The 23,670-nt window shown below is 64.7% G+C and carries 16 protein-coding genes; 9 read left to right on the plus strand and 7 right to left on the minus strand.

Annotated elements, in window-relative coordinates:
• Positions 1–80: 80 nt before the first annotated feature.
• Positions 81–1,457: an L-serine ammonia-lyase gene (locus tag AC2CQI_RS18580; protein ID WP_484577529.1), complete on the minus strand. Its 1,377-nt coding sequence runs from the start codon at positions 1,455–1,457 to the stop codon at positions 81–83.
• A gap of 445 nt (positions 1,458–1,902) precedes the next feature.
• Here AC2CQI_RS18580 and AC2CQI_RS18585 point away from each other — a divergent pair, with 445 nt between their 5' ends.
• The 4 genes from AC2CQI_RS18585 to AC2CQI_RS18600 all read left to right on the plus strand — a co-directional run bounded on the left by AC2CQI_RS18585 (position 1,903) and on the right by AC2CQI_RS18600 (position 6,698).
• Positions 1,903–2,850, plus strand: coding sequence for a choline ABC transporter substrate-binding protein (locus AC2CQI_RS18585; RefSeq protein WP_484577530.1), 948 nt, complete (start codon positions 1,903–1,905; stop codon positions 2,848–2,850).
• 66 nt (positions 2,851–2,916) lie between these two features.
• Positions 2,917–3,765 carry a choline ABC transporter permease subunit gene (gene choW, locus AC2CQI_RS18590; RefSeq protein WP_484580635.1) on the plus strand — a complete coding sequence of 283 codons (849 nt, stop codon included), beginning with the start codon at positions 2,917–2,919 and terminating at the stop codon, positions 3,763–3,765.
• Positions 3,762–4,937: a choline ABC transporter ATP-binding protein gene (choV, locus tag AC2CQI_RS18595; protein WP_484577531.1), complete on the plus strand. Its 1,176-nt coding sequence runs from the start codon at positions 3,762–3,764 to the stop codon at positions 4,935–4,937. The genes choW and choV overlap by 4 nt, the downstream gene beginning before the upstream one ends.
• Before the next feature lie 201 nt (positions 4,938–5,138).
• Positions 5,139–6,698 (plus strand): diguanylate cyclase, encoded by a 1,560-nt coding sequence (locus AC2CQI_RS18600; protein WP_484577532.1) that lies wholly within the window; start codon positions 5,139–5,141, stop codon positions 6,696–6,698.
• On the opposite strand, the gene AC2CQI_RS18605 is transcribed toward AC2CQI_RS18600, so the two are convergent.
• From AC2CQI_RS18605 to AC2CQI_RS18625, 5 genes are all read right to left on the minus strand, one after another.
• Complete coding sequence (locus AC2CQI_RS18605; RefSeq protein WP_484577533.1) at positions 6,691–7,773, minus strand: M14 family metallopeptidase; 1,083 nt, start codon at positions 7,771–7,773, stop codon at positions 6,691–6,693. The two genes, AC2CQI_RS18600 and AC2CQI_RS18605, sit on opposite strands and share 8 nt — an antisense overlap.
• A 97-nt stretch (positions 7,774–7,870) precedes the next feature.
• A complete protein-coding gene (locus tag AC2CQI_RS18610; RefSeq protein WP_484577534.1) occupies positions 7,871–9,148 on the minus strand; it encodes an MFS transporter in 1,278 nt (425 codons plus the stop codon).
• A 78-nt stretch (positions 9,149–9,226) separates the two neighbouring features.
• A complete protein-coding gene (locus AC2CQI_RS18615) occupies positions 9,227–10,147 on the minus strand; it encodes a LysR substrate-binding domain-containing protein (protein ID WP_484577535.1) in 921 nt (306 codons plus the stop codon).
• Between the two features lie 83 nt (positions 10,148–10,230).
• Positions 10,231–11,592, minus strand: a complete 1,362-nt coding sequence (locus tag AC2CQI_RS18620) for a DUF1329 domain-containing protein (RefSeq protein ID WP_075802104.1) — start codon at positions 11,590–11,592, stop codon at positions 10,231–10,233.
• 24 nt (positions 11,593–11,616) lie between these two features.
• Positions 11,617–13,479 carry a DUF1302 domain-containing protein gene (locus tag AC2CQI_RS18625; RefSeq protein WP_484577536.1) on the minus strand — a complete coding sequence of 621 codons (1,863 nt, stop codon included), beginning with the start codon at positions 13,477–13,479 and terminating at the stop codon, positions 11,617–11,619.
• A 247-nt stretch (positions 13,480–13,726) separates the two neighbouring features.
• Between AC2CQI_RS18625 and AC2CQI_RS18630 the strand changes: the two genes are divergently transcribed.
• Positions 13,727–15,049 (plus strand): CapA family protein, encoded by a 1,323-nt coding sequence (locus AC2CQI_RS18630; protein ID WP_484577537.1) that lies wholly within the window; start codon positions 13,727–13,729, stop codon positions 15,047–15,049.
• 147 nt (positions 15,050–15,196) lie between these two features.
• Here AC2CQI_RS18630 and AC2CQI_RS18635 read toward each other — a convergent pair whose 3' ends face one another.
• Complete coding sequence (locus tag AC2CQI_RS18635; RefSeq protein ID WP_484580636.1) at positions 15,197–17,143, minus strand: BCCT family transporter; 1,947 nt, start codon at positions 17,141–17,143, stop codon at positions 15,197–15,199.
• Positions 17,144–17,626: 483 nt separating this feature from the next.
• On the opposite strand from AC2CQI_RS18635, the gene betI reads away from it, so the two are divergent.
• The 4 genes from betI (at position 17,627) to AC2CQI_RS18655 (ending at position 23,657) form a co-directional block, all read left to right on the plus strand.
• On the plus strand, positions 17,627–18,292 hold the full coding sequence (betI, locus tag AC2CQI_RS18640; RefSeq protein WP_075802108.1) for a transcriptional regulator BetI: 666 nt from the start codon (positions 17,627–17,629) through the stop codon (positions 18,290–18,292).
• A 28-nt stretch (positions 18,293–18,320) separates the two neighbouring features.
• Positions 18,321–19,793, plus strand: coding sequence for a betaine-aldehyde dehydrogenase (gene betB / locus AC2CQI_RS18645; protein ID WP_484577538.1), 1,473 nt, complete (start codon positions 18,321–18,323; stop codon positions 19,791–19,793).
• A 156-nt stretch (positions 19,794–19,949) separates the two neighbouring features.
• Complete coding sequence (betA, locus tag AC2CQI_RS18650; RefSeq protein ID WP_484577539.1) at positions 19,950–21,641, plus strand: choline dehydrogenase; 1,692 nt, start codon at positions 19,950–19,952, stop codon at positions 21,639–21,641.
• Positions 21,642–21,914: 273 nt separating this feature from the next.
• On the plus strand, positions 21,915–23,657 hold the full coding sequence (locus AC2CQI_RS18655; protein WP_484577540.1) for a potassium/proton antiporter: 1,743 nt from the start codon (positions 21,915–21,917) through the stop codon (positions 23,655–23,657).
• Positions 23,658–23,670: the final 13 nt, after the last annotated feature.

Raw genomic sequence — 23,670 nt, forward strand, 5'->3', positions numbered from 1 at the left:
GGGGTCGTAAGAAGCGTCTGAACCCACGCGCCAAAAGGCGGCGTGGGCTCGAGAAGATGAGCGAAAAAGGCGCAGCGCAGTCAGCACTCGATGGCGCTGACGGCCAGGCCGCCGCGGGAGGTTTCCTTGTACTTGTCGTGCATGTCGGCCCCGGTATCGCGCATGGTGCGGATCACCCGGTCCAGGGAGATGAAGTGCTCGCCGTCACCGCGCAGGGCCATCTGCGCGGCGTTGATCGCCTTGACCGCAGCGATGGCGTTGCGCTCGATGCACGGCACCTGGACCAGGCCGCCAACGGGGTCGCAAGTCAGCCCGAGGTTGTGCTCCAGGCCGATTTCCGCGGCGTTCTCCAGTTGTTCCGGCGTGGCCCCGAGCACTTCCGCCAGCCCTGCCGCCGCCATGGCGCAGGCCGATCCGACCTCGCCCTGGCAGCCCACCTCGGCGCCGGAGATGGACGCGTTCTTCTTGCACAGGATGCCCACCGCCGCCGCGCCGAGGAAGAAGTCGACCACGCAGGCTTCGCTGACCTCGTCGCTGAAGCGCATGTAGTAGTGCAGCACCGCCGGGATGATCCCCGCCGCGCCGTTGGTGGGCGCAGTAACCATGCGCCCGCCGGCGGCGTTTTCCTCGTTGACCGCCAGGGCGTAGAGGTTGACCCACTCCATGGCGCTCAGGGTCGAGCCGATCACATTGGGCTTGCCCAGCTCCTGCAGGCTGCGGTGCAACTTGGCCGCCCGGCGCTTCACATTGAGCCCGCCGGGCAGCGTGCCTTCGTATTTCAGGCCGTTCTCCACGCAATCCTGCATGGCCCGCCAGAGCTTCATCAGGCCGGCGCGAATCTCGGCTTCACTGCGCCAGACCTTCTCGTTCGCCAGCATCAATTGCGACACGCGCATGTCGTTTTGTTTGCACAGCTCCAGCAGTTCGGCGGCGCTGTTGAAATCGTAGGGCAACACGGTCTTGTCGCTGTCCAGCACACCGCTGGCGGCCTGGGCCGCATCGACAACAAAGCCGCCACCGACCGAGTAATAGGTGTCGCTGTGCAGCTCGCCTTCGGCATGCTCGGCGACCAGGGTCATGGCGTTGGGATGGTAGGGCAGGTTCTCGTCCAACAGGCGCATGTCGCGGCTCCAGACGAACTCGATGGGCAGCTTGTTATCCAGCTTCAAGGTGTCTGTTTCGCGCAGTTCAGCGATGCGCTGGCCGATGGTGGACGGGTCGATCGAATCCGGCCATTCGCCCATCAGGCCCATGATCACGGCGTTGTCGCTACCGTGGCCAACGCCGGTGGCGGACAGCGAGCCATACAGGCGCACTTCGACGCGTTTCACCCGCTCCAGCTCGCCGCGATCACGCAGGCCCTGGACGAACAAGGCCGCGGCGCGCATGGGCCCGACGGTATGGGAACTGGACGGGCCGACGCCGATCTTGAACAGGTCGAACACACTGATGGCCATGGCCACGAACCTCCTGGTTGGGCAGGTGCGCGCCCCCCGGTTACGGGAGCCACAGCTGCTACGCTGACTGGGCGGCAATCCGCCGATTCCGCGCATCATCCGGCTTTTGGCTGTGCCCCTGACGTCTGCAACCGACCCACTCTTGTCCAGCAACGCCGCCCCTGGGCGGCGGCCGAAAAGCGCCGTTTTTCACGTCGCGGCGGGGCTGAACGGAGGTTTCACCGGGCCGAATAATCCATAAACGACCTCACTCGCACTGGATGCGACCCTGCCTGTACTGGTTACGACCCACCCTGTAGGCGTTTGTTTTTTGCTGGTAGATGATCGTTATCGACTCGATTGCACGGCACTCGTCCGCTGTCGCCAGGCAGCCGGCCCGACCGATGCACTAATAAAGCACGGCGGTCCCGTGGGACACCCGACAAAAACACTCAGGAGTCCGTAAATGAAAGGTTCACCCTCGCTGTTATTGGCCGCGTTACTGAGCATTCCGGCGCTGGCCCAGGCCGCAGAGCCTGAACAATGTCACACGGTCAACTTTTCCGATGTCGGCTGGACCGACATCACCGTCACCACCGCGGTGACCAGCGCAGTCCTCGAATCCCTCGGCTACAAGACCCGCACCACCATGATCTCCGTCCCGGTGACCTACAAGTCGCTGGCCGACGGCAAGAACATGGACGTGTTCCTCGGCAACTGGATGCCGACCATGGAGAACGACATCAAGCAGTACCGCGATGCCGGCACCGTGGAAACCGTGCGCGCCAACCTGGAAAACGCCAAGTACACCCTCGCCGTCCCCGAAGCCCTGTATGACAAGGGCCTGAAGGACTTCGCCGATATCGCCAAATTCAAGAAGGAGCTTGACGGCAAGATCTACGGTATCGAGCCCGGCAACGACGGCAACCGCACCATCCAGAGCATGATCGACAAGAACGCCTTCGGCCTGAAGGACGCCGGCTTCAAGGTGGTCGAGTCGAGCGAGGCCGGCATGCTGTCGCAGGTCGACCGCGCGGCGCGGCGCGGCACCGATGTGGTGTTCCTGGGCTGGGAACCGCATCCGATGAACAAGCGCTTCAAGATGAAGTACCTGAGCGGCGGCGACGACTTCTTCGGCCCCGATTACGGCAAGGCCACCGTACTGACCAATACCCGCAAGGGGTATGTGCAGGAATGCGCCAACGTTGGCCAACTGCTGAAAAACCTGTCCTTCACCCTGGACATGGAAAGCAGCCTGATGGGCAACGTGCTCGACGACAAGATGAAACCCGACGCCGCGGCGAAAGCCTGGCTGAAGAACAACCCGCAGGTGCTCGACACCTGGCTGGCCGGTGTCACCACCGTGGACGGCAAGCCCGGCCTGGAAGCCGCCAAGGCCAAACTCACGCAGTAAGCACGTCCCCGCGACGGCCATGACCGTCGCGGGGAGTTTCCGAATCCTTGCAGGTGGACGCTCGCTATCATGCTGATCGATCAAAAAATACCCTTGGGCCAGCACATCGCGGCCTTCGTTGAATGGCTGACGCAACACGGGGCCAATTACTTCGATGCCTTTGCCGCAGCGCTGGAATGGATGATCCACGGTGTGACCGGGGCCCTGACCTGGTTCAACCCCTTCGTCCTCATCGGGCTGATCGCGGTAGGCGCGCACCTGATCCAGCGCAAGTGGGCGCTGACCGCCTTCTGCGTGGCCTCGTTCCTGCTGATCCTCAACCTGGGGTACTGGCAGGAAACCATGGAAACCCTGGCCCAGGTGCTGTTCGCCACCCTGGTCTGCGTGGCCATCGGCGTGCCGCTGGGCATCGTCGCCGCGCACAAGCCGATGTTCTACACCGCCATGCGCCCGGTCCTCGACCTGATGCAGACGGTCCCCACCTTCGTCTACCTGATCCCGACCCTGACCCTGTTCGGGCTGGGCGTGGTCCCCGGGCTGATCTCCACGGTGGTGTTCGCCATCGCCGCGCCGATCCGCCTCACCTACCTGGGCATCTGCGACGTACCCCAGGAACTGCTCGACGCCGGCAAGGCCTTTGGCTGCTCGCGCCGGCAACTGCTGTCCCGTATCGAACTGCCCCATGCGATGCCAAGCATCGCGGCCGGTGTCACCCAGTGCATCATGCTGTCGTTGTCGATGGTGGTGATCGCCGCACTGGTGGGTGCCGATGGCCTGGGCAAACCCGTGGTCAACGCACTGAACACTGCCGATATCGCCCTGGGCTTCGAAGCCGGGCTGGCGATCGTCCTCCTGGCAATCATGCTCGACCGTATCTGCAAACAACCCGATGTAAAGGTAAGGGGTGAGGCATGAGCATCATTCGCTTCGAAGACGTAGACGTCATCTTCTCCAATCGACCGCGTGAGGCCCTCAGCCTGCTTGACCAGGGCCTTTCGCGGGAGCAGATCCTGAAGAAAACCGGGCTGGTGGTCGGCGTGGAAAAGGCCAACCTGGATATCAACAAGGGCGAGATCTGCGTGCTGATGGGCCTGTCCGGCTCGGGCAAGTCGAGCCTGCTGCGCTGCATCAACGGCCTCAACACCGTGAGCCGCGGCAAGCTGTTCGTCGAGCATGAAGGCGCGCATATCGATATCGCCCACTGCACCCCGGCGGAACTGAAGATGATGCGCACCCAGCGCATCGCCATGGTGTTCCAGAAATTCGCCCTGATGCCCTGGCTGACGGTGCGCGAGAACATCAGCTTCGGCCTGGAAATGCAAGGTCGTCCGGAAAAGGAACGGCGCAAGCTGGTCGACGAGAAGCTGGAGCTGGTGGGCCTGACCCAGTGGCGCAACAAGAAGCCGGACGAACTCTCCGGCGGCATGCAGCAGCGCGTCGGCCTGGCCCGCGCCCTGGCCATGGACGCCGATATCCTGCTGATGGACGAACCTTTCTCGGCCCTCGACCCGCTGATTCGCCAGGGCCTGCAGGACGAGTTGCTGGAACTGCAACGCAAGCTGAGCAAGACCATCGTCTTCGTCAGCCACGACCTCGATGAAGCGCTGAAGCTGGGTAGCCGCATCGCCATCATGAAGGACGGCAAGATCATCCAGTACAGCAAGCCGGAAGAGATCGTGCTCAACCCGGCGGACGACTATGTGCGGACCTTCGTGGCCCACACCAACCCGCTCAATGTCCTCTGTGGTCGCAGCCTGATGCGCACCCTGGACCAGTGCAAGCGGGTCAACGGCTCGGTGTGCATCGACCCGGGCGGCGACTCCTGGCTCGACCTGAACGACGGCGTGATCAAGGGCGCGCGCCAGGGCGCCAATGGCCTCGACCTGCAGAACTGGGCGCCGGGGGATTCGGTGGATGCCCTGGGACGCAAGCCGACCCTGGTGCATGCCAATATCGGCATGCGCGAGGCGTTGCAGATCCGTTACCAGACCGGCAACAAGCTGGTGCTGCAGGATGACAACAAGGTGGTCGGGATTCTTGGGGACAGCGAGCTGTACCACGCGCTGCTGGGCAAAAATCACGGCTAAACAGGCGATCACGCTCTTAGTAGGAGCGTGGCTTGCCCGCGAAGGACCGCGCAAGCGGTCCCAAAATCTCGATGGCTGCACCTATTTTGGGAGCGCTTCGCACTCCTTCGCGGGCAAGCCACGCTCCTACAGACGGGCGGTGTGATTCATTAATCCATCTATCCTCAATCGCGTGCCCCCACCCAGGACAACCCGCACGCGATGAACACACCCACCTCCCGGCGCCTCGACCTGCGCTTCCTGATGCTGGCCTTCGCCATCTTCTCCGCGCTCGCCACCCTGGCCAACAGCCTGGCGGTGGCCTACGGCGTGCAACGGGATGCCCTGATCCACGCCACCCTGGAAGCCAACCACGCCTACGCGGCCAAGGTCGCCTCCAGCATCGGCGCCTTTATCAAGTCGGCCCATGCTCACCTCGGCTACAGCGCCCTGCAACTGGCCGAAGACTTCGACAACCCGCGCCTGCTCCACACCGAGGCCAAGCGCCTGCAAGCCCAGGACGAAGACTTCAACACCGTGGTCATCACCGATGCCGGCGGCAAGGTCCTGCATAGCCATCCGGACGACCTGCTGACCCTCGGCAGCAACCTTGACTCCGAAGAAATGCAGCGCGCCGTGGAGCAGCGCCGCCCGCTGATCAGCCACGCCTACACCTCCGCCACCGGCAACCTGATGGTATTCGTCTCGCAACCGGTATTCGCCGCCGACGGCAGCTTTCTGGGGGTGGTCGGCGGCGCCGTGTATATCCGCAAGGACAGCGCCCTGAGCACGGTGGTCTCGAATCACTTCCACCACGACGGCACCTTTGCCTTCGTCGCCGACAGGAACCGCCGCCTGCTCCACCACCCCGACAACGCACGTATCGGTGAAGTGCTCAAGACCAGCGCCACGGTGGACGCCGCCCTGCGCGGCGAAACCGGCAGCATGGCGGTGGACAACTACAAGGGCGTACCGATGCTGGCCGGCTATGCCCCGGTGGAAAACGCCGATTGGGCCGTTGTCGCCCAGCAGCCCCGGGCCATCGCCCTGGCCACCCTGGGCAAGCTGATGCAGTCGATGTTCCTCGACCTGCTGCCCGCCAGCATCGTCGGCTTGCTGCTCCTGTGGATCGGCGCGCGCTGGATCACCCGGCCGCTGCAGCAACTGGCGGACAACGCCACCCATCTGTCGCAACCACAGACCATCGATGAGCTGGGGCGGATCAAGGCCTGGTACAAGGAGCCGGCGGCCATTCGCCAGGCGCTGATCGCCAGCGTGCAGTTGCTGCACCGCAAGATCGGCCGGCTCAGCGAGGAAGCCCAGAGCGACCCGATGACCGGCCTGGCCAACCGCCGGGCGATGACCGCGGCCCTGGAACTGCTCGACCAGACCCAGCGACCGTATTCGGCACTGGCCCTGGATATCGATTTCTTCAAGCGGGTCAACGACACCTACGGCCATGATGCCGGCGATGTAGCGCTGAAGCAGGTGGCGGCGATCATTGCAGGACAGTCGCGTTCCGGCGATTTGGCCTGTCGTGCGGGCGGTGAGGAGTTCGTGCTGTTGCTGCCGGATACCAGCCTTGCCGAGGCGGGGATCATCGCCGAGCGTATTCGGGCGCAACTGGAAGCCAGCGTCGTGCCTGGTGTCGGGTCTATCACCCTGTCGATTGGCGTCGCCTGTCGCAGCGCGCAACGGGACAATGCCTCCGATGTGCTCAAGCACGCCGACGACAACCTCTACCGAGCCAAGGAAAGCGGGCGTAACCGGGTGGTCAGCTAGCCAGCCCCGCCAGGGCTTGCCGTGCCACCTCGCGGCCCTGGCGCAGTACATCCTCCTTCCACTGCGGCTCATCGACGTAGAACGCATCGCGCAGTTGCTGCTTGATCTTGCGCCGCTGCGCCGCACCGGCCTGGGGATTGTTGTGCAGCCACTGCTCGGCGCGCAGGGCATCGAGCACCTGCTCACCGGGCAGGGTGCCGTATTCCAGGGTCAGGCCGGTGAATTCCGCCGGGGCACATTCCTCGATGGCGCTGTAGACCATCAGCCCGGTCAGCGGCACCGACACCGACTGGCCATCCTGCGACGAACGCACCACCTCGCCCCACCAGCGCCGCGCCCGCGCCAGCATCGGCGAGTCGCCAGGCCCCGAGTAGATCCGCTCGCCGTGGCCCTTGGGCCCCAGCCCGGTGTGAATATCCAGCCACACCAGATGCTCGCAGGCACTGCCATGCCGGCGGAGGATTTCCCGCACCGTGCAGTTGCTCCAGGTCGGCGCGGTGCCCGTGTAGAACAGCCCGTCCGGGTGGCTGAACTGCCCGCCGGAAATGGCCTTTTGCAGGTGCTTGCGACCGCGCCTGACCAATCCGGACACCAGGCGCAGGCGGTTGCCCAGCGACGGCGGCCAGCGCTTGGGGATCATCACCGGGTGCAGGTCGGCGTAGTCGGGGTTGGGCTCGCGAGGCTGGTCGAAATCGCGGAAGTTGCGGTTCAGGTCGACGTTTTCGTGGGTCCAGCGGCGCAGCCAGGAGAAACCGTACGGGTTGGCCGCGTGCAGGTAGACCACGGCGCAACCGGATTCACGGGCCTGGCGCTGGAAGTCCTGGTCCTGCAGCAGGTCGATCTGCACGCCAGACCCGCAAAAGCCCTCGACGCCGTGGCAGCCGCTGGTGATCAGCAGCACATGCCTGGCGTCGGCCGGGCCGCTGCGGGCTACGTCGATGGCCAGTTGCTCGCCCTCGCTACCGGGTAGCGGGTGCAGGTAGGACTCGACGGCAAGGTCGAGACCGGCGCAGGCCTCGAGGAATTTCTGTCGGGCCTGGGCGTAGCTCTGGGAGAAACAGTCAGCGGAGGTCATCGCGGCTCCTGGGGCTTTTCGCGGGATGAGTCTGGCCCGCAGGCCGGCGCACGAAGGCCGGCCCGCAAGCGGGAAAGGGTTCAGGGAAAGGTCGGGATCAGTTCGGCTGGAGCAGCGTCTGCACCTGGGGTTCGACCACCTGCAATTGCTCGCGGGTGCGCTGCGGCTTCACCAGCCAGAAGGCCAGCAGGGTGGAGACGAGAATCGCCGCACCGATCAAGGCCAGGGACAGCTCGAAGCCGCGGGCGATGTCATCGCCCTGCCCCGCCACCATCTGCCCCACCAGCCAGGGCGCGAGCATGCCGGCGCTGGTCAGGCCGCCAATATGGATCGACAGCATCGAGCCGCGCCTGGCATCCGGGGCGATAAAGGCGACGATGGTGTTGGCGAAGGTCGGCAGCACATTGATCAACACCGCGCCGCTGGCGTACAGCGCCAGGGTGGCGAGCAGATGACCGTGGGCCTGGGCCAAGGCGACGAAGGCCAGCCCGGCACCCAGGCAGCAGGCCAGCGGCAAGGCCACCATCGCCCGCTGCACCGAAGCGCCCCGGGCCAGCGCGCGCTGGGACAGGGCCGAGACCAGCAGGTTGCAGAGGATCACCGCCAGGGTCACCGACATCACCGTGTAGCCCGACTGCATCGGCGTCATGCCCAGGCCCTTTTGCAGGTACAGCGGCACCCAACTGTAGATCAGCGCATTGGGCAGGTAGCCGACGAAGCCGATCAGGGTAATACCGAGGAAAGTGCGGTTCAGCAGCAGGCGCCGGTAACCCGGCAGCGGCCCGCTCACGGTGTTCTGCGCCGCATCGACATGGCTGCCCTCGCGCCCGAACGCCAGCCACAGCAGCATCCACACCAGGCCCAGCGCCGCCAGCCCGGCATAGGCCAGGCGCCAGCCGACCTGGGCAATCAGGAACGGCAGGCTGACCGCCGCGAAGATCGCCCCAAGCATGATCGACACCTGGATCAGCGAGGCTGGCATCACCCGCTCGGTCGGGCCGAACCACTTGAAGCAGGCATGCTGGGTCACTGCCGTGCCCGGCCCGGTGCCGGCACCGAGCATCAGGCGGCTGGCGACCAGGGCCATGAAGCTGCTGCTGACCGCGACCAGCAGCTGCGAAACCATCCACACCAGCGACATGCCGACCAGGATCCAGCGGCTCGGGAAGCGGTTGGCGAGGAAGCCCACGGCAACCCCGGAAATCGAATAGAGAAAGAAGAACGCACTGCCGATAAAGCCGAACTCGGCCGGGGTCAGTTTCAGCTCGTCGATGATCTGCGCGCCGGCGAAGGCGAAGATGCTCTTGTCCAGCACGCTGATGACCATCACGCTCATCAGCAGCACCAGCACCAGGTTACGTCGGGAGAACAGCATGCACGGGTTCCTCCATTGGTCAGGCGGGCAGGATGCCGCAGGCGCCGGGCGGTGGATAATCATCTATCGGCATGCTTATCAGGGTTGGTTATCGAGGGGCGAGCGCAGGGTGCTCGGGTGTTTGAAGGCGTAGAGGATGTCGTCGACCATGATCTGGGTTTCCCGGGTCATCAGCTCCGGCGGGCGGCAGACCAGGGAGATATCGGTGCCCGGCACCCGTTCGGCGATCGACAGCATGTCGAGGTTGCCGGAGACCACCGGCAGGTCGAACACCCGCCGCGACCAGGAACTCACCGCATCGGTGGTGGCCGCCAGTTCCGCGTAGAGCACCACCGAGGCGCATACCAGCACGCGCCGGGGCGGCGTCACCCCGCATTCCTCGAACATGCGCCCGGCCAGGGAGCTTTCCAGGGTGTCGGGCAGCAGCCATTCGAGGTCGAGCAATTCGGCCAGGGATTTGGCTTTCGACAGCGGATGGCCCTTGCGCACAGCCAGGGTGGTGGGCTGGGCATACAGTTCGTGCCACTCGAAGCCTTCGACACTGCGTGACGGCGGGTGCGAGGTCAGGGCCAGGTCCAGCAGGCCCTCGCGCAAGCCTTCGAGCAGCTTGGCCGGGCGCAGTTCGTGGATCTGCAACTGCACCTTGGGGTAGCGCTTGCGGTAACTGAGGATGCAGGCGGCGAACTGCTGGCTGGGGGTGACCGGCGACACGCCGATGGTTACCCGGCCATCCATGGTGCCCTTGAGGGTTTCGATCTCGTCCCGGGCGCGGCGCACTTCCTCCACCACCAGGCGGGCCCGGCGTACCAGGTGCTCGCCGTAGGAGGTGGCGGTGATGCCGCGGTTGGAACGCACCAGCAGTGGCACCCCGAGTTCCGACTCCAGTTCCTTGATGCTTTTCGACAGGGCCGGCTGGGAAATATGCAGCAGGCGCGAGGCCTCCTGGATGCTGCCACTTTCGCAAATGGCGACGATGGCACGCAGTTGATGCAACTTCATAGGCATTCACCAACAACGGAAAAGGGCCGCAATAGACCAAGGATCGCGGCGGAAAGCCAGTCCCGCCGCGATCACCGGTCGTCCTAGCGGATCCCGGTCGCGCGCAAGGCGTTCGGGGTGAAGTCCTTGCTCGAGGCGTTCTGCGAGAAGTCGTAGCTGTCCTTCTTCTCCTCGTTACGCAGCCCCGACACGGTGTAGCGCCCGCTGAGCACGTCGTAGTGGGTCTCGGCGGTCAGCCAGGGGAACTGCTGGTCGTAGAAGAACCGCGCATGGCCCTCGGAGACCCGCCACAGGTTGCCGCGCCCGTCATAGGCGTCAGCCTCGGCGATCTGCCAGCTGTCCTCGTCGATATACAGGTCGCGCTTGCTGTAGATATGCCGGCTGCCGGGCTTCAGGGTGGCGACCACATGCCAGACCCGGTGCAGTTCGTAGCGGGTGTGGTCGGGGTTGAGGTGGCCCGGGCGGATGATGTCGTCGTACTTGAGCGTCGGCGAATCCAGGGCGTAGCTGTTGTAGGGGATGTAGAGCTCCTTCTTGCCCACCAGTTGCCAGTCGTAGCGGTCCGGCGCGCCGTTGAACATGTCGAAGTCGTCGTAGGTGCGCATGCCTTCGGCGCCGGGGCTGTCGTAGCCCACCTGCGGCGCCCGCCGCACGCGGCGCTGGCCGGCGTTGTACATCCAGGCCATGCGCGGCTCGGCGACCTGGTCGAGGGTTTCCAGGACCAGCATCACGCTGCCCGCCCGGCGCGGCGGCGAAAGGATCTCCTGGCGGAAGTAGAACAGGATGTTCTGCATCTTCTGCGCATCGTAGTCCTTCAGGCCGAAGGGGAAGGCGAACTGCTCCTTCATCATGCTGACGGTGTAGGCGCCGTTGTCCTGCGGGTTCATCTGCGCGGTGTTGCGCAGGATCGACACGCCGCGGTAGCGGGTTATGTGGTTCCAGATCACCTCCAGGCCGCTCTGCGGGATCGGGAACGGGATGGCCATGTTGAAATCCTTCAACCCGTTGCCGCCCTCGGCCAAGGTGGTACGAGTAGCGTTGTCGCGCACCGCCTCGAACACCTTCGGCGGCAGGGTCACGCTGCGGTGCGTGGTGTACACCGGGATGCGGTAGGTCTCGGGGAAGCGCTTGAACATCGCCAACTGCCCCGGGGTCAGGCGCGCCTGGTACTGCGCGACGTTCTGCGCGGTGATGACGAACAGCGGTTTTTCATTGGCATAGGGGTTGGGGATAAAACCACCGGCATCCACCGCGCCGGTGCTGGCGGGCAGGCCGCCGCTCCAGGCCGGGATGCTGCCGTCGGCATTGCCGGCTTTCTCGGCACCGATGGGGGTCAGGTCCTTGCCCAGGCGGGCGGCGTCCTGCTCGGACACCGCCGCCATCACCTGGCTGGCCAGCAGGCCCAGGGCCAGGCAGCTACTGCGGATCAATGCGTTGCGAATCATGCTCTGCTCCAGAAACAGGGGGCGTCAGAAGCTCACGCCGAGGCTGACGGCGAGGAAGTCGCGGTCGGTGTTGGTGTTGAAGTCGCCGCCGAAGTAGTCGGTGTAGCTGACGCTCAGGTTGTAGCGGCTCAGGTACTCGGCATCGAGACCGACGCTCACCGACTTGTCGCCTTCGTTGAAGGTCGGGCCGTAGCCCTCGACGTCATGGGCGAAGGACAGGTTCGGGCGCAGTACCACGCCGCCGATCAGGTCGGCATATTCCAGCCCGGCGCGCAGGCGGTAGCCCCAGGAGTTGGCGGTGTAGAAGCCCTTGCTGGTGCATTGGTCGGGGTTGGCCGAGTTGGCGGTCCGGGTGCACAGGGCGTTGCCGGAGATCCCGCCGAGCAGCGGCGCGGTGCCGGCATTGGCCAGCTCGCCATTGCCATAGACGCTGCTGCGACCGAAGCGCAGGCCGGAGCCGTCGGTGGGGCCGAGGTCGGCGATATGGCTGAAGCCGACTTCGCCGACCAGGGTCAGGCGGTCGGCGCCGATGAAGGTCAACTGGTCGATGGTGCGGGTGAAGGTGACCTGGGCCTGGGTGAACGGCTTGCGCACGTAGCCGTTGATCTGCGAGCCGTAGACCGAGCTGGCGAAGCCGCTGTCGAAGATCGGCAGGCCGGCGTTGACCAGCGGGTTGGTCGCCGCGGCGCCGAGGGTCGCAGCCGCCGACACGTCGCTGGCATTGAGCGACATCGGCATGTTCGGCCGGTAGCTGATTTCCCCGGCCACCGCCGTGGCGCCCATCGTGGTGCTGAAGCTCAGGCCGTAGAGGCGAATATCTTCCGGGTATTCCAGGTAGTAACGGGCGCTGCTGACCCCGCCACGCCCGGCCAGGCCACCGACCGGATCGACCAGCGCCCCGCGCCCCACCGTCCAGGTGCTGGTCGGGGTCCGGCTGTGGTAGTTCATGGCATAGAAGCCGAACTCGGTGTCGTTCAGCTCCGGCACCATCCAGCGCAGGGCCACGCCGAACTGGCCGCTGTTGCGTGCGTCCTTGTCGGACAGGCGCGGCACGTAGCCATAGCCGCCGAGCTTGCCGGTGCCGTCGATGTCACGGTCGAAGTCGCTGCCATTGATCGCCATGTTGATATCGCAGCCCTTGGCCGCCACATCGCTGCTGAAGAAGGTGCCGCAGTTGTCGGCGACGCTCTTCTCCCATTTCAGCTGGTAGAAGGCCTCGACTGAAACGTTGTCGGTCAGGCCCTGGTTGAAATACAGCATGCTCACCGGGATCAGCGCTTCCTTGACCTCGGAGCCGGGCCGGCGCAGGGCCGAGACGTCCACCGGGTTGATGCTGTTGATGCCGTTCTGGATAAAGCTGCTTTCCCCCCAGCTCACCACCTGGCGCCCGGCGCGCACGGTGCCGGGCAGGTCGCTGATGCTGTAGTTGTGGTAGACGAAGGCGTCCAGCAGTTGCACACCCGAGGATTTAGCGGCGTTGTCGGTGTGGCTGTCGTCGATATCGTAGAGCGGGCGGTGTTCGTCCTTGAGCTCGAAGTCGTACCAGTACTTGCCGCGCAGGAACACGCCGCTGTCGCCGTACTTCAGCTCCAGGTCGTGGATGCCCTTGAAGATCTTCGAGAAGGTCTCGCCCTTCTTGAAGTTCAGGCGGCCGTCGTCGGAGGTCTGGGTGGAGGCGGTGCCGCCGTTGCGACTGCCGATGAAGGCGCGGTCCGGGCTGGCCATGGCCCAGCTGGCGCCGATGGACAGGGTCGAATCGAAGCGACCCTCGATTTCCCCGAGGTTGAACGTGGCGGCCTGGGCGCTTGCGGCGCCGAGTGCCAGGCTCACGGCCAAGGGCACTGCACGAGGCCGCAAGACGGCGATGGTGTTTGTTGTTCTTTTCATGGTGCTCTGCGCCTTGAACTGCTGTTCATGTGAAAGCCATCCCTCGAACGCCGCGTTGCCGGGCGCCGGGCGGGATGCATGGTAAGCAGCGAGTCACAGCCCCGGCCTCTGAAAAAAAGTGATGCCCATAGCCAAATGCGCAGGTGACGCCGGGCCGATAACCACCGGCTATGGGGATGCAGCGGATTCAGTACGGGACGCGGCCGGGCTTGGCCTAGAGTCGGCGAAAAACCACCGAGATCCGCCCATGAAGATTGCCCTGACCGGCGACAGCATCCTGCAGCGCCGCCTGCACAGCCGCGCCGACCAGACCCTGTGCCCGCTGTTCGACCTGATCCGCGCCGCAGATGTCAGCTTCACCAACCTGGAAGTGCTGCCCAACGACTTCGCCGGCGACCCGGCGCTGGAAAGCGGCGGCTCGCATTTCGGCGCGCCGGCCTGGGTGCTGGACGAGCTGGTGGACGGTGGTTTCGACCTGTTTTCCACCGCCAACAACCACAGCCTCGACTACGGCATCAGCGGTCTGCAGGCGGCCCATGAGCAGCTGCGCCAACGCGAGCTGCTGTTCGCCGGGACCGGGCGCAACCTGGAAGAGGCGCGGCGCCCGGTGTACTGCACCAAGCCTGCCGGGACCGTGGCCTTGCTGGCCTGCAGCTCCACCTACGGCAAGGGCCAGGAAGCCAGCGACCAGAGCCGCGACATGCCCGGGCGGCCGGGGCTCAACCCGCTGGGCTACGATACCCTGCACGAGGTGAACACCGAGCAGATGGAGCAGGTACGCCGGCTGATCGCCGACCTGGGCCTGGACAAGCTGTATCAGGGCGCCGTGGACCTGGGCTTTGCCCATCCCCTGCCCGACCCGTCGCTGCAGGTATTCGGGCCCTTCACCCCGCTGCTGTTCCGCGAAGGCGCGCGCACCCGCCTGCGGACGCTGGCGCGGAAGAAGGATGTGGACGGGATCCTGCGCTGGGTCGAGGAAGCGCGGCTGACCTCGGATATCGTCATGGTCAGCCTGCATGCCCACGAGCTGGGCTACAACGAGCAGGGCGAATGGGATCTGGAAGCGCCGGCCGAGTTCATCCAGCCGGTGGCGCGCCGGCTGATCGATGCCGGGGTGGATATCGTGGTCGGGCATGGCCCGCACCTGCTGCGCGGGATGGAGCTGTACCAGGGCAAGCCGATCTTCTACAGCCTGGGCAATTTCATCGGGCAGAACGAGCTGGTGGAGCGCTTGCCGGTGGACAGTTATGACCAGTTCCGGGTGGATCGGCAGCAGACGCCGTCGAAGGTGTTCCTGCAGAGGACGGGGAATGGCAGCCGGAGTTTTCCGGCGGATGCGCGGTTCTGGGAGACGGTGGTGCCGGTGTGTACGTTCGAGGGGCGGACGCTGACCGGGATCGAGTTGCATCCGGTGAGCCTGGGGCTGGGGGAAGCGATTCATCGCCGGGGGCGGCCGCGGTTGGCGGAGGGGGAGCAGGCGACGGGGATTCTGGAGCGGTTTGCGGCGTTGTCCCGTGGCTATGAAACCCGCCTGGAGATTCAGGGAGGCATAGCACGCGTACGGCTCTGAAAGATTTTCTGGATTCACTGGCCCTATCGCTGGCAAGCTCCCACAGGATTTGCGGTGCACGCGGTCCCTGTGGGAGCTGGCTTGCCAGCGATAGGGCCAGCAGCAACAACCCAAAAAGAAAGGGCCTGAACAGGCCCTTTCTTCACATCAGCTGTAAACCCGACCCAACAACTGCCGGTGGCTCTCGAACTGATCCAGCACATCCCGGGTGATCTGGTCCGGGGTGAAGCCCATCAGGTCGTACTCCTGGCTACCGTTGTGCAGGTACACCTCGGCACGGTAGAAGCGCTGGCGAACCTCGCTTTCACCCTCCACCGGCGCCTCGCTCGGCGCAGCCAGGTAGCCATCCAGGCTGACTTCATAGACGAACGGATTACCCTCTTCCATCTCGATGCGCAGGCCCATCGCCGAGCGCGACTGGCCGAGACGGGTCTGCACTTCCAGGCCCATGGCCTGCAACTGCGCCGCCGCTTCCTTCAGCGCCGGGCTGACCTGCTTGTCCATGAACCGCTGGACGATCGACTGGGTCGGCTGCAGGTCCAGCTGGCTCAGGCGCTCGCTGAAACCACGACGGCCACGGGCGGCCAGTTCAGCCTGCTCCTGCTCGACCTGGCTGTCCTGCTTCATGGCCTTGTACAGCCCGAACATGAACACCACCAGCACCACCGAGAACGGCAGGCCGGCCAGCACCACCATGGTCTGCATCGCCTCGAAGTTCCCGGCGAAGAGCAAGCCGACGGTGACCAGGGTGATGATCGCGGACCAGAGGATACGCAGCCAGTGCGGCGCGTCTTCATCGACGCTGCCGCCCTTGCACGAGAGGTTGGCCATCATCACCGCGCCGGAGTCGGCCGGGGTGAGGAACAGCACGAAGCCGACGAAGATCGCCACGCCGACCACGATCTTCGCCGCCGGGAAGTGCTCCAGCAGTTGGTAGATCGACATCGACGGCTGTTCCAGCGCGGTGCGGCCCAGTTCCACGGCGCCGTGGTTCATCACCAGGTCCAGGGCGGTGTTGCCGAAGATCGACAGCCAGGCCAGGGTGAAGCCCAGCGGGATCAGCAGCACGCCGGCAACCAGTTCGCTGACGGTGCGGCCACGGGAGATCCGTGCGATGAACATGCCGACGAACGGGCCCCAGGAGATCCACCAGGCCCAGTAGAACAGGGTCCACAGGCCCAGCCAGCGCTCGGACTTGGCGCCGTCGCCTTCGTAGACGTAGAGGTCGAAGGTCTTCAGTACCGCGCCGTTCAGGTAATCACCGATGTTCTGCACGAAGCCGTTGAGCAGGTGCAGGGTCGGGCCGTTGAGCAGGACGAACAGCAGCAGGCCGCTGAACAGGATGATGTTCAGGTTGGACAGGCGGCGGATGCCGTTTTCCACACCCGATACCGCCGCGATGGTGGCCACGGTGCTCATCACCAGGATCACGATCAGCAGGTTGGTGTTGTTGTGCTCCATGCCGAACAGGTATTCCAGGCCGGACGAGACCTGCATCGAGCCGATGCCGAGGTTGGTCACCAGGCCCAGCAGGGTCACGAACATGCCGAAGATGTCCACCGTATGACCGGCGGCACCCTTGACCCAGCGCTCGCCCAGCAGCGGGTACAGCGCCGAGCGCAGGGCCAGCGGCTGGTTGTGGCGGTAGGCGAAGTAGGCCACGGCGAGCCCGACCAGGGCGTAGATCGCCCAGCCGTGCAGGCCCCAGTGGAGGAAGGTCAGTTGCAGGCCTTCGCGGGCCGATTGCAGGCTGGCCGGCGCGCCTTCAGGCGGGTTGAAGTAATGGTCCAGCGGCTCGGAGGCGCCGAAGTACAGCAGCGAGATACCGATGCCCGAGGAAAACAGCATGCCGGCCCAGGCGCCGTAGCTGAAGTCCGGCTTGTCGTCCTTGCCGCCGAGCTTGAGCTTGCCGTAGCGGGAGAAGGCGATGGCGATGACGAACAGCAGGTAGCCGCCGATCACCAGCATGTAGTACCAGCCGAAGCTGCGCGATAACCAGGCCTGGGCCTGGCTCAGCACATGACCAGCGGTTTCAGGGGCAGCGATCAGCAAGGCGGTCAAGCAGAGGATCAGCAGCGTCGAGGTGAAAAACACCACGCTGTTGACCCGGACCCTCTCGGCGGGGGTCTTGATCAGGGAGGCAGAACTCATTGCACGGATGCTCCAAGGCGGTGCGTAGGAAAAAGGGACAACGACCCGTCACCCGGGCAATTGGTGCAATAGCCCCATCGCCTCAGGTGATATAAAAGCACCTTGAAAAACCGTGATCCCAATACGAATGCGCTGAAAACCTGCTGCAAAACCCCGGCTCGAGGGTTGCGCCTCCTGGCTTGCACGGCCTGGGGCACAGCGGTCCAACGGTGCGTCTGTGCGCGTGAAACACCTTGTTTTGCGGGGGTACACGTCTTTTCGGGGGTGCCAATTCGTGACTTCTGACCGGCCCGAAACCCTGTCAATGGTACGAATTGTCGCAGAGCTTATTCTTTGTTGATTGAACGTTCAATCAAAACAAAATAGACTGGCCTTCGCCGAGTCAGCCGCTTGTCGTCTGCTCGCAGGCCTGAGGAGATTTGCCAGATGCCCAAGGTCGGTATGCAACCCATTCGCCGCCAGCAGTTGATCGAAGCCACGTTGACGGCTATCGACCAGGTCGGCATGGGTGATGCCAGCATTGCGCTGATCGCCCGTTTGGCCGGTGTGTCGAATGGCATCATCAGTCACTACTTTCGGGACAAGAACGGCCTGATCGCAGCGACCATGCAGCACTTGATGACGGTATTGAGCGAGGGCGTCGCCGCCCGTCGCCAGGCACTCACGGACAACAGCCCGCGCGCCCACCTGCAGGTGATCATCGAAGGCAACTTCGACGCCAGCCAGGTCAACGGCCCGGCAATGAAAACCTGGCTGGCCTTCTGGGCCACCAGCATGCACCAGCCGTCCTTGCACAGGTTGCAGCGGATCAACGATCACCGCCTGTATTCCAACCTGTGCTGCCAGTTCCGCCGGGTGCTGCCGCTGCCTGAAGCACGCAGCGCAGCCCGTGGCCTGGCAGCGTTGATCGACGGTTTGTGGCTGCGCGGGGCGCTGTCGGGAGACAGCTTCGACACCCAACAGGCGCAGCAGATCGCTTACGAATACATGGATCTACAACTGGCGAAACAGACGAGCCCGGACACCCAGACCCAGGCCTCTGAAACCCCGCGCAAAGCCTCCCGCACACCTTCGGGAGCAACCGCCGGCTAGCCAATCACATTGCACTTGCGAGGACACTATGGCCCGTTTCGAAACGCAAAAACTCTACATTGATGGTGGTTATGTCGACGCTGGCAGCGATGCCACCTTCGAAGCCATCAACCCGGCCAACGGCGAAGTCCTCGCCCACGTGCAACGTGCTACCCAGGCCGACGTCGAACGCGCCGTGGAAAGCGCCGAGCGCGGCCAGAAAGTCTGGGCTGCGATGACCGCCATGCAGCGTTCGCGCATCCTGCGTCGCGCCGTCGACATCCTGCGCGAGCGCAACGACGAGCTGGCCGCCCTGGAAACCCTGGACACCGGCAAGTCCTACTCGGAAACCCGCTACGTCGACGTCGTCACCGGCGCCGACGTGCTGGAATACTATGCCGGCCTGGTCCCGGCCATCGAAGGCGAGCAGATCCCCCTGCGCGATTCCTCCTTCGTCTACACCCGCCGCGAGCCGCTGGGCGTCACCGTCGGCATCGGCGCGTGGAACTACCCGATCCAGATCGCCCTGTGGAAATCCGCCCCGGCCCTGGCCGCCGGCAACGCGATGATCTTCAAGCCGAGCGAAGTCACCTCGCTGACCACCCTGAAACTGGCCGAGATCTACACCGAAGCCGGCCTGCCGGACGGCGTGTTCAACGTCCTGACCGGCAGCGGCCGTGAAGTCGGCACCTGGCTGACCGAGCACCCGCGCATCGAGAAAGTTTCCTTCACCGGCGGCACCACCACCGGCAAGAAGGTCATGGCCAGCGCCTCCAGCTCCTCGCTGAAGGAAGTGACCATGGAACTGGGCGGCAAGTCGCCGCTGATCATCTGCGAAGACGCCGACCTCGATCGCGCCGCCGACATCGCGATGATGGCCAACTTCTACAGCTCCGGCCAGGTCTGCACCAACGGCACCCGCGTGTTCGTTCCTGCGTCGATGAAGGCGGCTTTCGAAGCCAAGATCGTCGAACGTGTCGCGCGGATCCGCGTCGGCAATCCGGAAGACGAAAACACCAACTTCGGCCCGCTGGTCAGCTTCCCGCACATGGAAAGCGTCCTGTCGTACATCGCCAAGGGCAAGGAAGAAGGTGCCCGCGTCCTGTGTGGCGGCGAGCGCCTGACCGAGGGTGAATTCGCCAAGGGCGCCTTCGTTGCGCCGACCGTGTTCACCGACTGCCGCGACGACATGACCATCGTCAAGGAAGAGATCTTCGGCCCGGTGATGAGCATCCTCAGCTACGAAACCGAAGAAGAAGTGATCCGTCGCGCCAACGACACCGAGTACGGCCTGGCCGCCGGTGTCTGCACCAACGACATCAGCCGCGCGCACCGCATCATCCACCAGCTGGAAGCCGGCATCTGCTGGATCAACGCCTGGGGCGAGTCGCCGGCGGAAATGCCGGTCGGTGGCTACAAGCAGTCCGGCGTCGGCCGCGAGAACGGCGTCAGCTCGCTGGCCCAGTACACCCGCATCAAGTCGGTCCAGGTCGAGCTGGGCAACTACACGTCGGTCTTCTGACCGACAGCTCCAAGCATCAAGCTTCAAGCTGCAAGAAAGAGCCGGTCGGCGTAACGCCACCGGCCCTTGCAGGACACCTCCAATCACGCAAGCGCCGCTCAACTGCTTTTCTTGCAGCTTGTAGCTTGAAGCTTGCCGCTCAATGGGAGATCCCCCATGGAATTCGATTACATCATCGTCGGTGCCGGCTCGGCCGGTAACACCCTGGCCACCCGCCTGACCGAAGACGAAGGCGTCACCGTCCTGCTGCTGGAAGCCGGCGGCCCGGACTACCGCGCCGACTTCCGCACCCAGATGCCCGCCGCCCTGGCCTTCCCGCTGCAGGGTCGCCGCTACAACTGGGCCTACGAGACCGATCCGGAGCCGCACATGGACGGCCGCCGCATGGAATGCGGTCGCGGCAAGGGCCTCGGTGGCTCCTCGCTGATCAACGGCATGTGCTACATCCGCGGCAACGCCCTGGACTTCGACGGCTGGGCCAAGCTGCCCGGCCTGGAAGACTGGACCTACCTCGACTGCCTGCCGTATTTCCGCAAGGCGGAAACCCGTGACATCGGCCCCAACGACTACCACGGCGGCGACGGTCCGGTCAGCGTGGCCACGCCCAAAGCCGGCAACAACCCACTGTTCCACGCCATGGTCGAAGCCGGCGTGCAGGCCGGTTACCCGCGCACCGAAGACCTCAACGGCTACCAGCAGGAAGGCTTCGGTCCGATGGACCGCAGCGTGACCAAGAACGGCCGTCGCTCCAGCACCGCCCGCGGCTACCTGGACACCGCCAAGAAGCGCCCGACCCTGACCATCGTCACCCACGCCCTGACTGACCGCGTGCTGTTCGAAGGCAAGCGCGCCGTCGGCGTGACCTACCTGGTCGGCTCCGGCGAAGAGCGCGTGGAAGCCCGTGCGCGCAAGGAAGTCATCGTCTGCAGCGGCGCCATCGCCTCGCCGCAGCTGCTACAACGTTCCGGCGTCGGCTCCCGCGAGTTGCTGGACAGCCTGAACATTCCGGTGGTGCACGAACTGCCGGGCGTCGGCGAAAACCTGCAGGACCACCTCGAGCTGTACCTGCAATACGCCTGCACCCAGCCAGTGTCGCTGTACCCGTCGCTGCTGTGGTGGAACCAGCCGGCGATCGGTGCCGAATGGCTGTTCAACGGCACCGGCATCGGCGCCAGCAACCAGTTCGAGGCCGGTGGTTTCATCCGCACCCGTCCGGAATTCGAATGGCCGAACATCCAGTACCACTTCCTGCCGGTAGCGATTAACTACAACGGCTCCAATGGCGTGAAGGAGCATGGCTTCCAGGCGCACATGGGTTCGATGCGTTCGCCGAGCCGCGGTCGCGTTCACGCGAAATCCCGCGACCCGCGCCAGCACCCGAGCATCCTGTTCAACTACATGGCCACCGAGCAGGACTGGCAGGAATTCCGCGACGGCATTCGCCTGACCCGCGAAATCATGGCCCAGCCGGCACTGGACGCCTACCGCGGCCGCGAGATCAGCCCGGGCGAGCATGTGCAGACGGACGAAGAGCTGGACAAGTTCATCCGTGAGCACGCCGAAACCGCATTCCACCCGTCCTGCTCGTGCAAGATGGGTGAAGACGACATGGCGGTGGTCGACGGCCAGGGCCGTGTGCACGGGATGGAAGGCCTGCGGGTGGTCGATGCCTCGATCATGCCGATCATCATCACCGGCAACCTGAATGCCACGACGATCATGATCGCCGAGAAAATCGCGGACAAGATCCGTAATCGCCAGCCGTTGCCGCGCAGTACTGCCAAGTACTATGTGGCGGATGGGGCGCCGGTCAAAGGCAAGGCCATGCGCGAAGTGAAGCAGGCCTGATGCATTGATGGGGTCTGCACCGGCCTCATCGCTGGCAAGCCAGCTCCCACAGGTATTGCGTGCACCGCTGACCCTGTGGGAGCTGGCTTGCCAGCGATAGGGCCAGCACAGGCAACACATGAAAAGGCACCTGACCCAGGTGCCTTTTCTACATCTGCGGAAACGCTTTACAGCCCGCCAATTCATCAGGTTAGAATCGGTTGGCACGCGACCTGCTTATGCAAGAGCAAGCACGGTCCTCTTTTTCCCGCGATGTCCCCCGGAGTACTGCCTTTGGATGCGAGCACCATCAACAGCCTGTTCCTCATCGGCGCATTGCTGGTAGGGGCAAGTATCCTGGTCAGCTCGCTGTCTTCGCGTCTGGGCATCCCGATTCTCGTCATCATCCTCGCCGTCGGCATGGTCGCCGGGGTCGATGGGGGCGGCATCATCTTCAACAACTATCCCGTCGCCTACCTGGTCGGCAACCTCGCCCTCGCCGTGATCCTCCTCGACGGCGGTCTGCGCACGCGGGTCGCGAGCTTCCGCGTGGCGCTGTGGCCGGCGCTGTCGCTGGCAACCGTGGGCGTACTGATCACCACGGGCCTGACCGGCATGGCCGCCGCCTGGCTGTTCGACCTGAACCTGATGCAGGGCCTGCTGATCGGCGCCATCGTCGGCTCCACCGACGCCGCCGCAGTCTTCTCCCTGCTCGGCGGCAAAGGCCTGAACGAGCGGGTCACCGCCAGCCTGGAAATCGAATCCGGCAGCAACGACCCGATGGCCGTATTCCTCACCGTGACCCTGATCGACATGATCGCCAGCGGCCAGACCGGCCTGCACTGGAGCCTGCTCCTGCACCTGGTGCGCGAGTTCGGCATCGGCGGCCTGCTTGGCCTGGGTGGCGGCTGGCTGATGCTGCAACTGGTCAACCGCATGAACCTGGCCGGCGGTCTGTACCCGATCCTGGTGATCGCCGGCGGCCTGGTCACCTTCGCCCTGACCAACGCCCTGCACGGCAGCGGCTTCCTCGCCGTGTACCTGTTCGGCCTGGTCCTGGGCAACCGCCCGATCCGCAGCCGCCACGGTATCCTGCACATGCTCGACGGCATGGCCTGGCTGGCGCAGATCGGCATGTTCCTGGTCCTCGGCCTGCTGGTCACCCCGCACGACCTGCTGCCGATCGCCCTGCCGGCCCTGGCCCTGGCGCTGTGGATGATCCTCTTCGCCCGGCCGCTGTCGGTGCTGGTCGGTCTGCTGCCGTTCAAGGCCTTCCACGGCCGGGAAAAAGCCTTTATCTCCTGGGTCGGCCTGCGCGGTGCGGTACCGATCATTCTCGCCGTGTTCCCGCTGATGGCCGGCCTGCCCCAGGCCCAGCTGTACTTCAACCTGGCGTTCTTCATCGTGCTGGTCTCGCTGCTGGTGCAGGGCACCAGCCTGCCGTGGGTCGCCCGGCTGCTGAAAGTGACGGTACCGCCGGACCCGGCGCCGATCTCCCGTTCCGCCCTGGAAGTGCATGTCACCAGCGAGTGGGAGCTGTTCGTCTATCGCCTCGGCGCCGAGAAATGGTGCATCGGCGCCGCCCTGCGCGAGCTGAAAATGCCCGAGGGCACCCGTATCGCCGCCCTGTTCCGTGGCCAGCAACTGCTCCATCCGTCGGGTAGTACGGTGCTGGAAGTGGGCGATCTGCTCTGCGTGATCGGCCACGAACACAACCTCTCGGCCCTCGGCAAGCTGTTCAGCCAGGCCCCGCAACGCGGCCTGGACCTGCGCTTCTTCGGCGACTTCGTCCTCGAAGGTGACGCAGAACTGGGGGCCGTAGCCGCGTTGTACGGCCTGCAGCTCGACGGCCAGGACCCGCATATGCCGCTGGCGCGCTTCATCCAGCAGAAGGTGGGCGGTGCGCCGGTGGTCGGCGACCAGATCGAGTGGAACAACACCACCTGGACCGTTGCGCTGATGGACGGGAACAAGATCCAGAAAGTGGGGATCAAATTCCCCGAAGGAAGCCGCCCCGGCCCGGGTCTGTTCCTCTAAACTCCAATTTCCA

Source organism: Pseudomonas sp. P2S-1 (assembly GCF_057197725.1).

Bases quoted from the DNA above. Each gene is read 5' to 3' on its own strand.
- choV (WP_484577531.1), top strand. From the start codon at position 3,762: ATGAGCATCATTCGCTTCGAAGACGTAGACGTCATCTTCTCCAATCGA.
- AC2CQI_RS18610 (WP_484577534.1), bottom strand. From the start codon at position 9,148: ATGCTGTTCTCCCGACGTAACCTGGTGCTGGTGCTGCTGATGAGCGTG.
- AC2CQI_RS18585 (WP_484577530.1), top strand. From the start codon at position 1,903: ATGAAAGGTTCACCCTCGCTGTTATTGGCCGCGTTACTGAGCATTCCG.
- betB (WP_484577538.1), top strand. From the start codon at position 18,321: ATGGCCCGTTTCGAAACGCAAAAACTCTACATTGATGGTGGTTATGTC.
- AC2CQI_RS18620 (WP_075802104.1), bottom strand. From the start codon at position 11,592: ATGATTCGCAACGCATTGATCCGCAGTAGCTGCCTGGCCCTGGGCCTG.
- betI (WP_075802108.1), top strand. From the start codon at position 17,627: ATGCCCAAGGTCGGTATGCAACCCATTCGCCGCCAGCAGTTGATCGAA.
- AC2CQI_RS18605 (WP_484577533.1), bottom strand. From the start codon at position 7,773: ATGACCTCCGCTGACTGTTTCTCCCAGAGCTACGCCCAGGCCCGACAG.
- AC2CQI_RS18600 (WP_484577532.1), top strand. From the start codon at position 5,139: ATGAACACACCCACCTCCCGGCGCCTCGACCTGCGCTTCCTGATGCTG.
- AC2CQI_RS18625 (WP_484577536.1), bottom strand. From the start codon at position 13,479: ATGAAAAGAACAACAAACACCATCGCCGTCTTGCGGCCTCGTGCAGTG.
- AC2CQI_RS18630 (WP_484577537.1), top strand. From the start codon at position 13,727: ATGAAGATTGCCCTGACCGGCGACAGCATCCTGCAGCGCCGCCTGCAC.
- betA (WP_484577539.1), top strand. From the start codon at position 19,950: ATGGAATTCGATTACATCATCGTCGGTGCCGGCTCGGCCGGTAACACC.
- AC2CQI_RS18580 (WP_484577529.1), bottom strand. From the start codon at position 1,457: ATGGCCATCAGTGTGTTCGACCTGTTCAAGATCGGCGTCGGCCCGTCC.
- AC2CQI_RS18615 (WP_484577535.1), bottom strand. From the start codon at position 10,147: ATGAAGTTGCATCAACTGCGTGCCATCGTCGCCATTTGCGAAAGTGGC.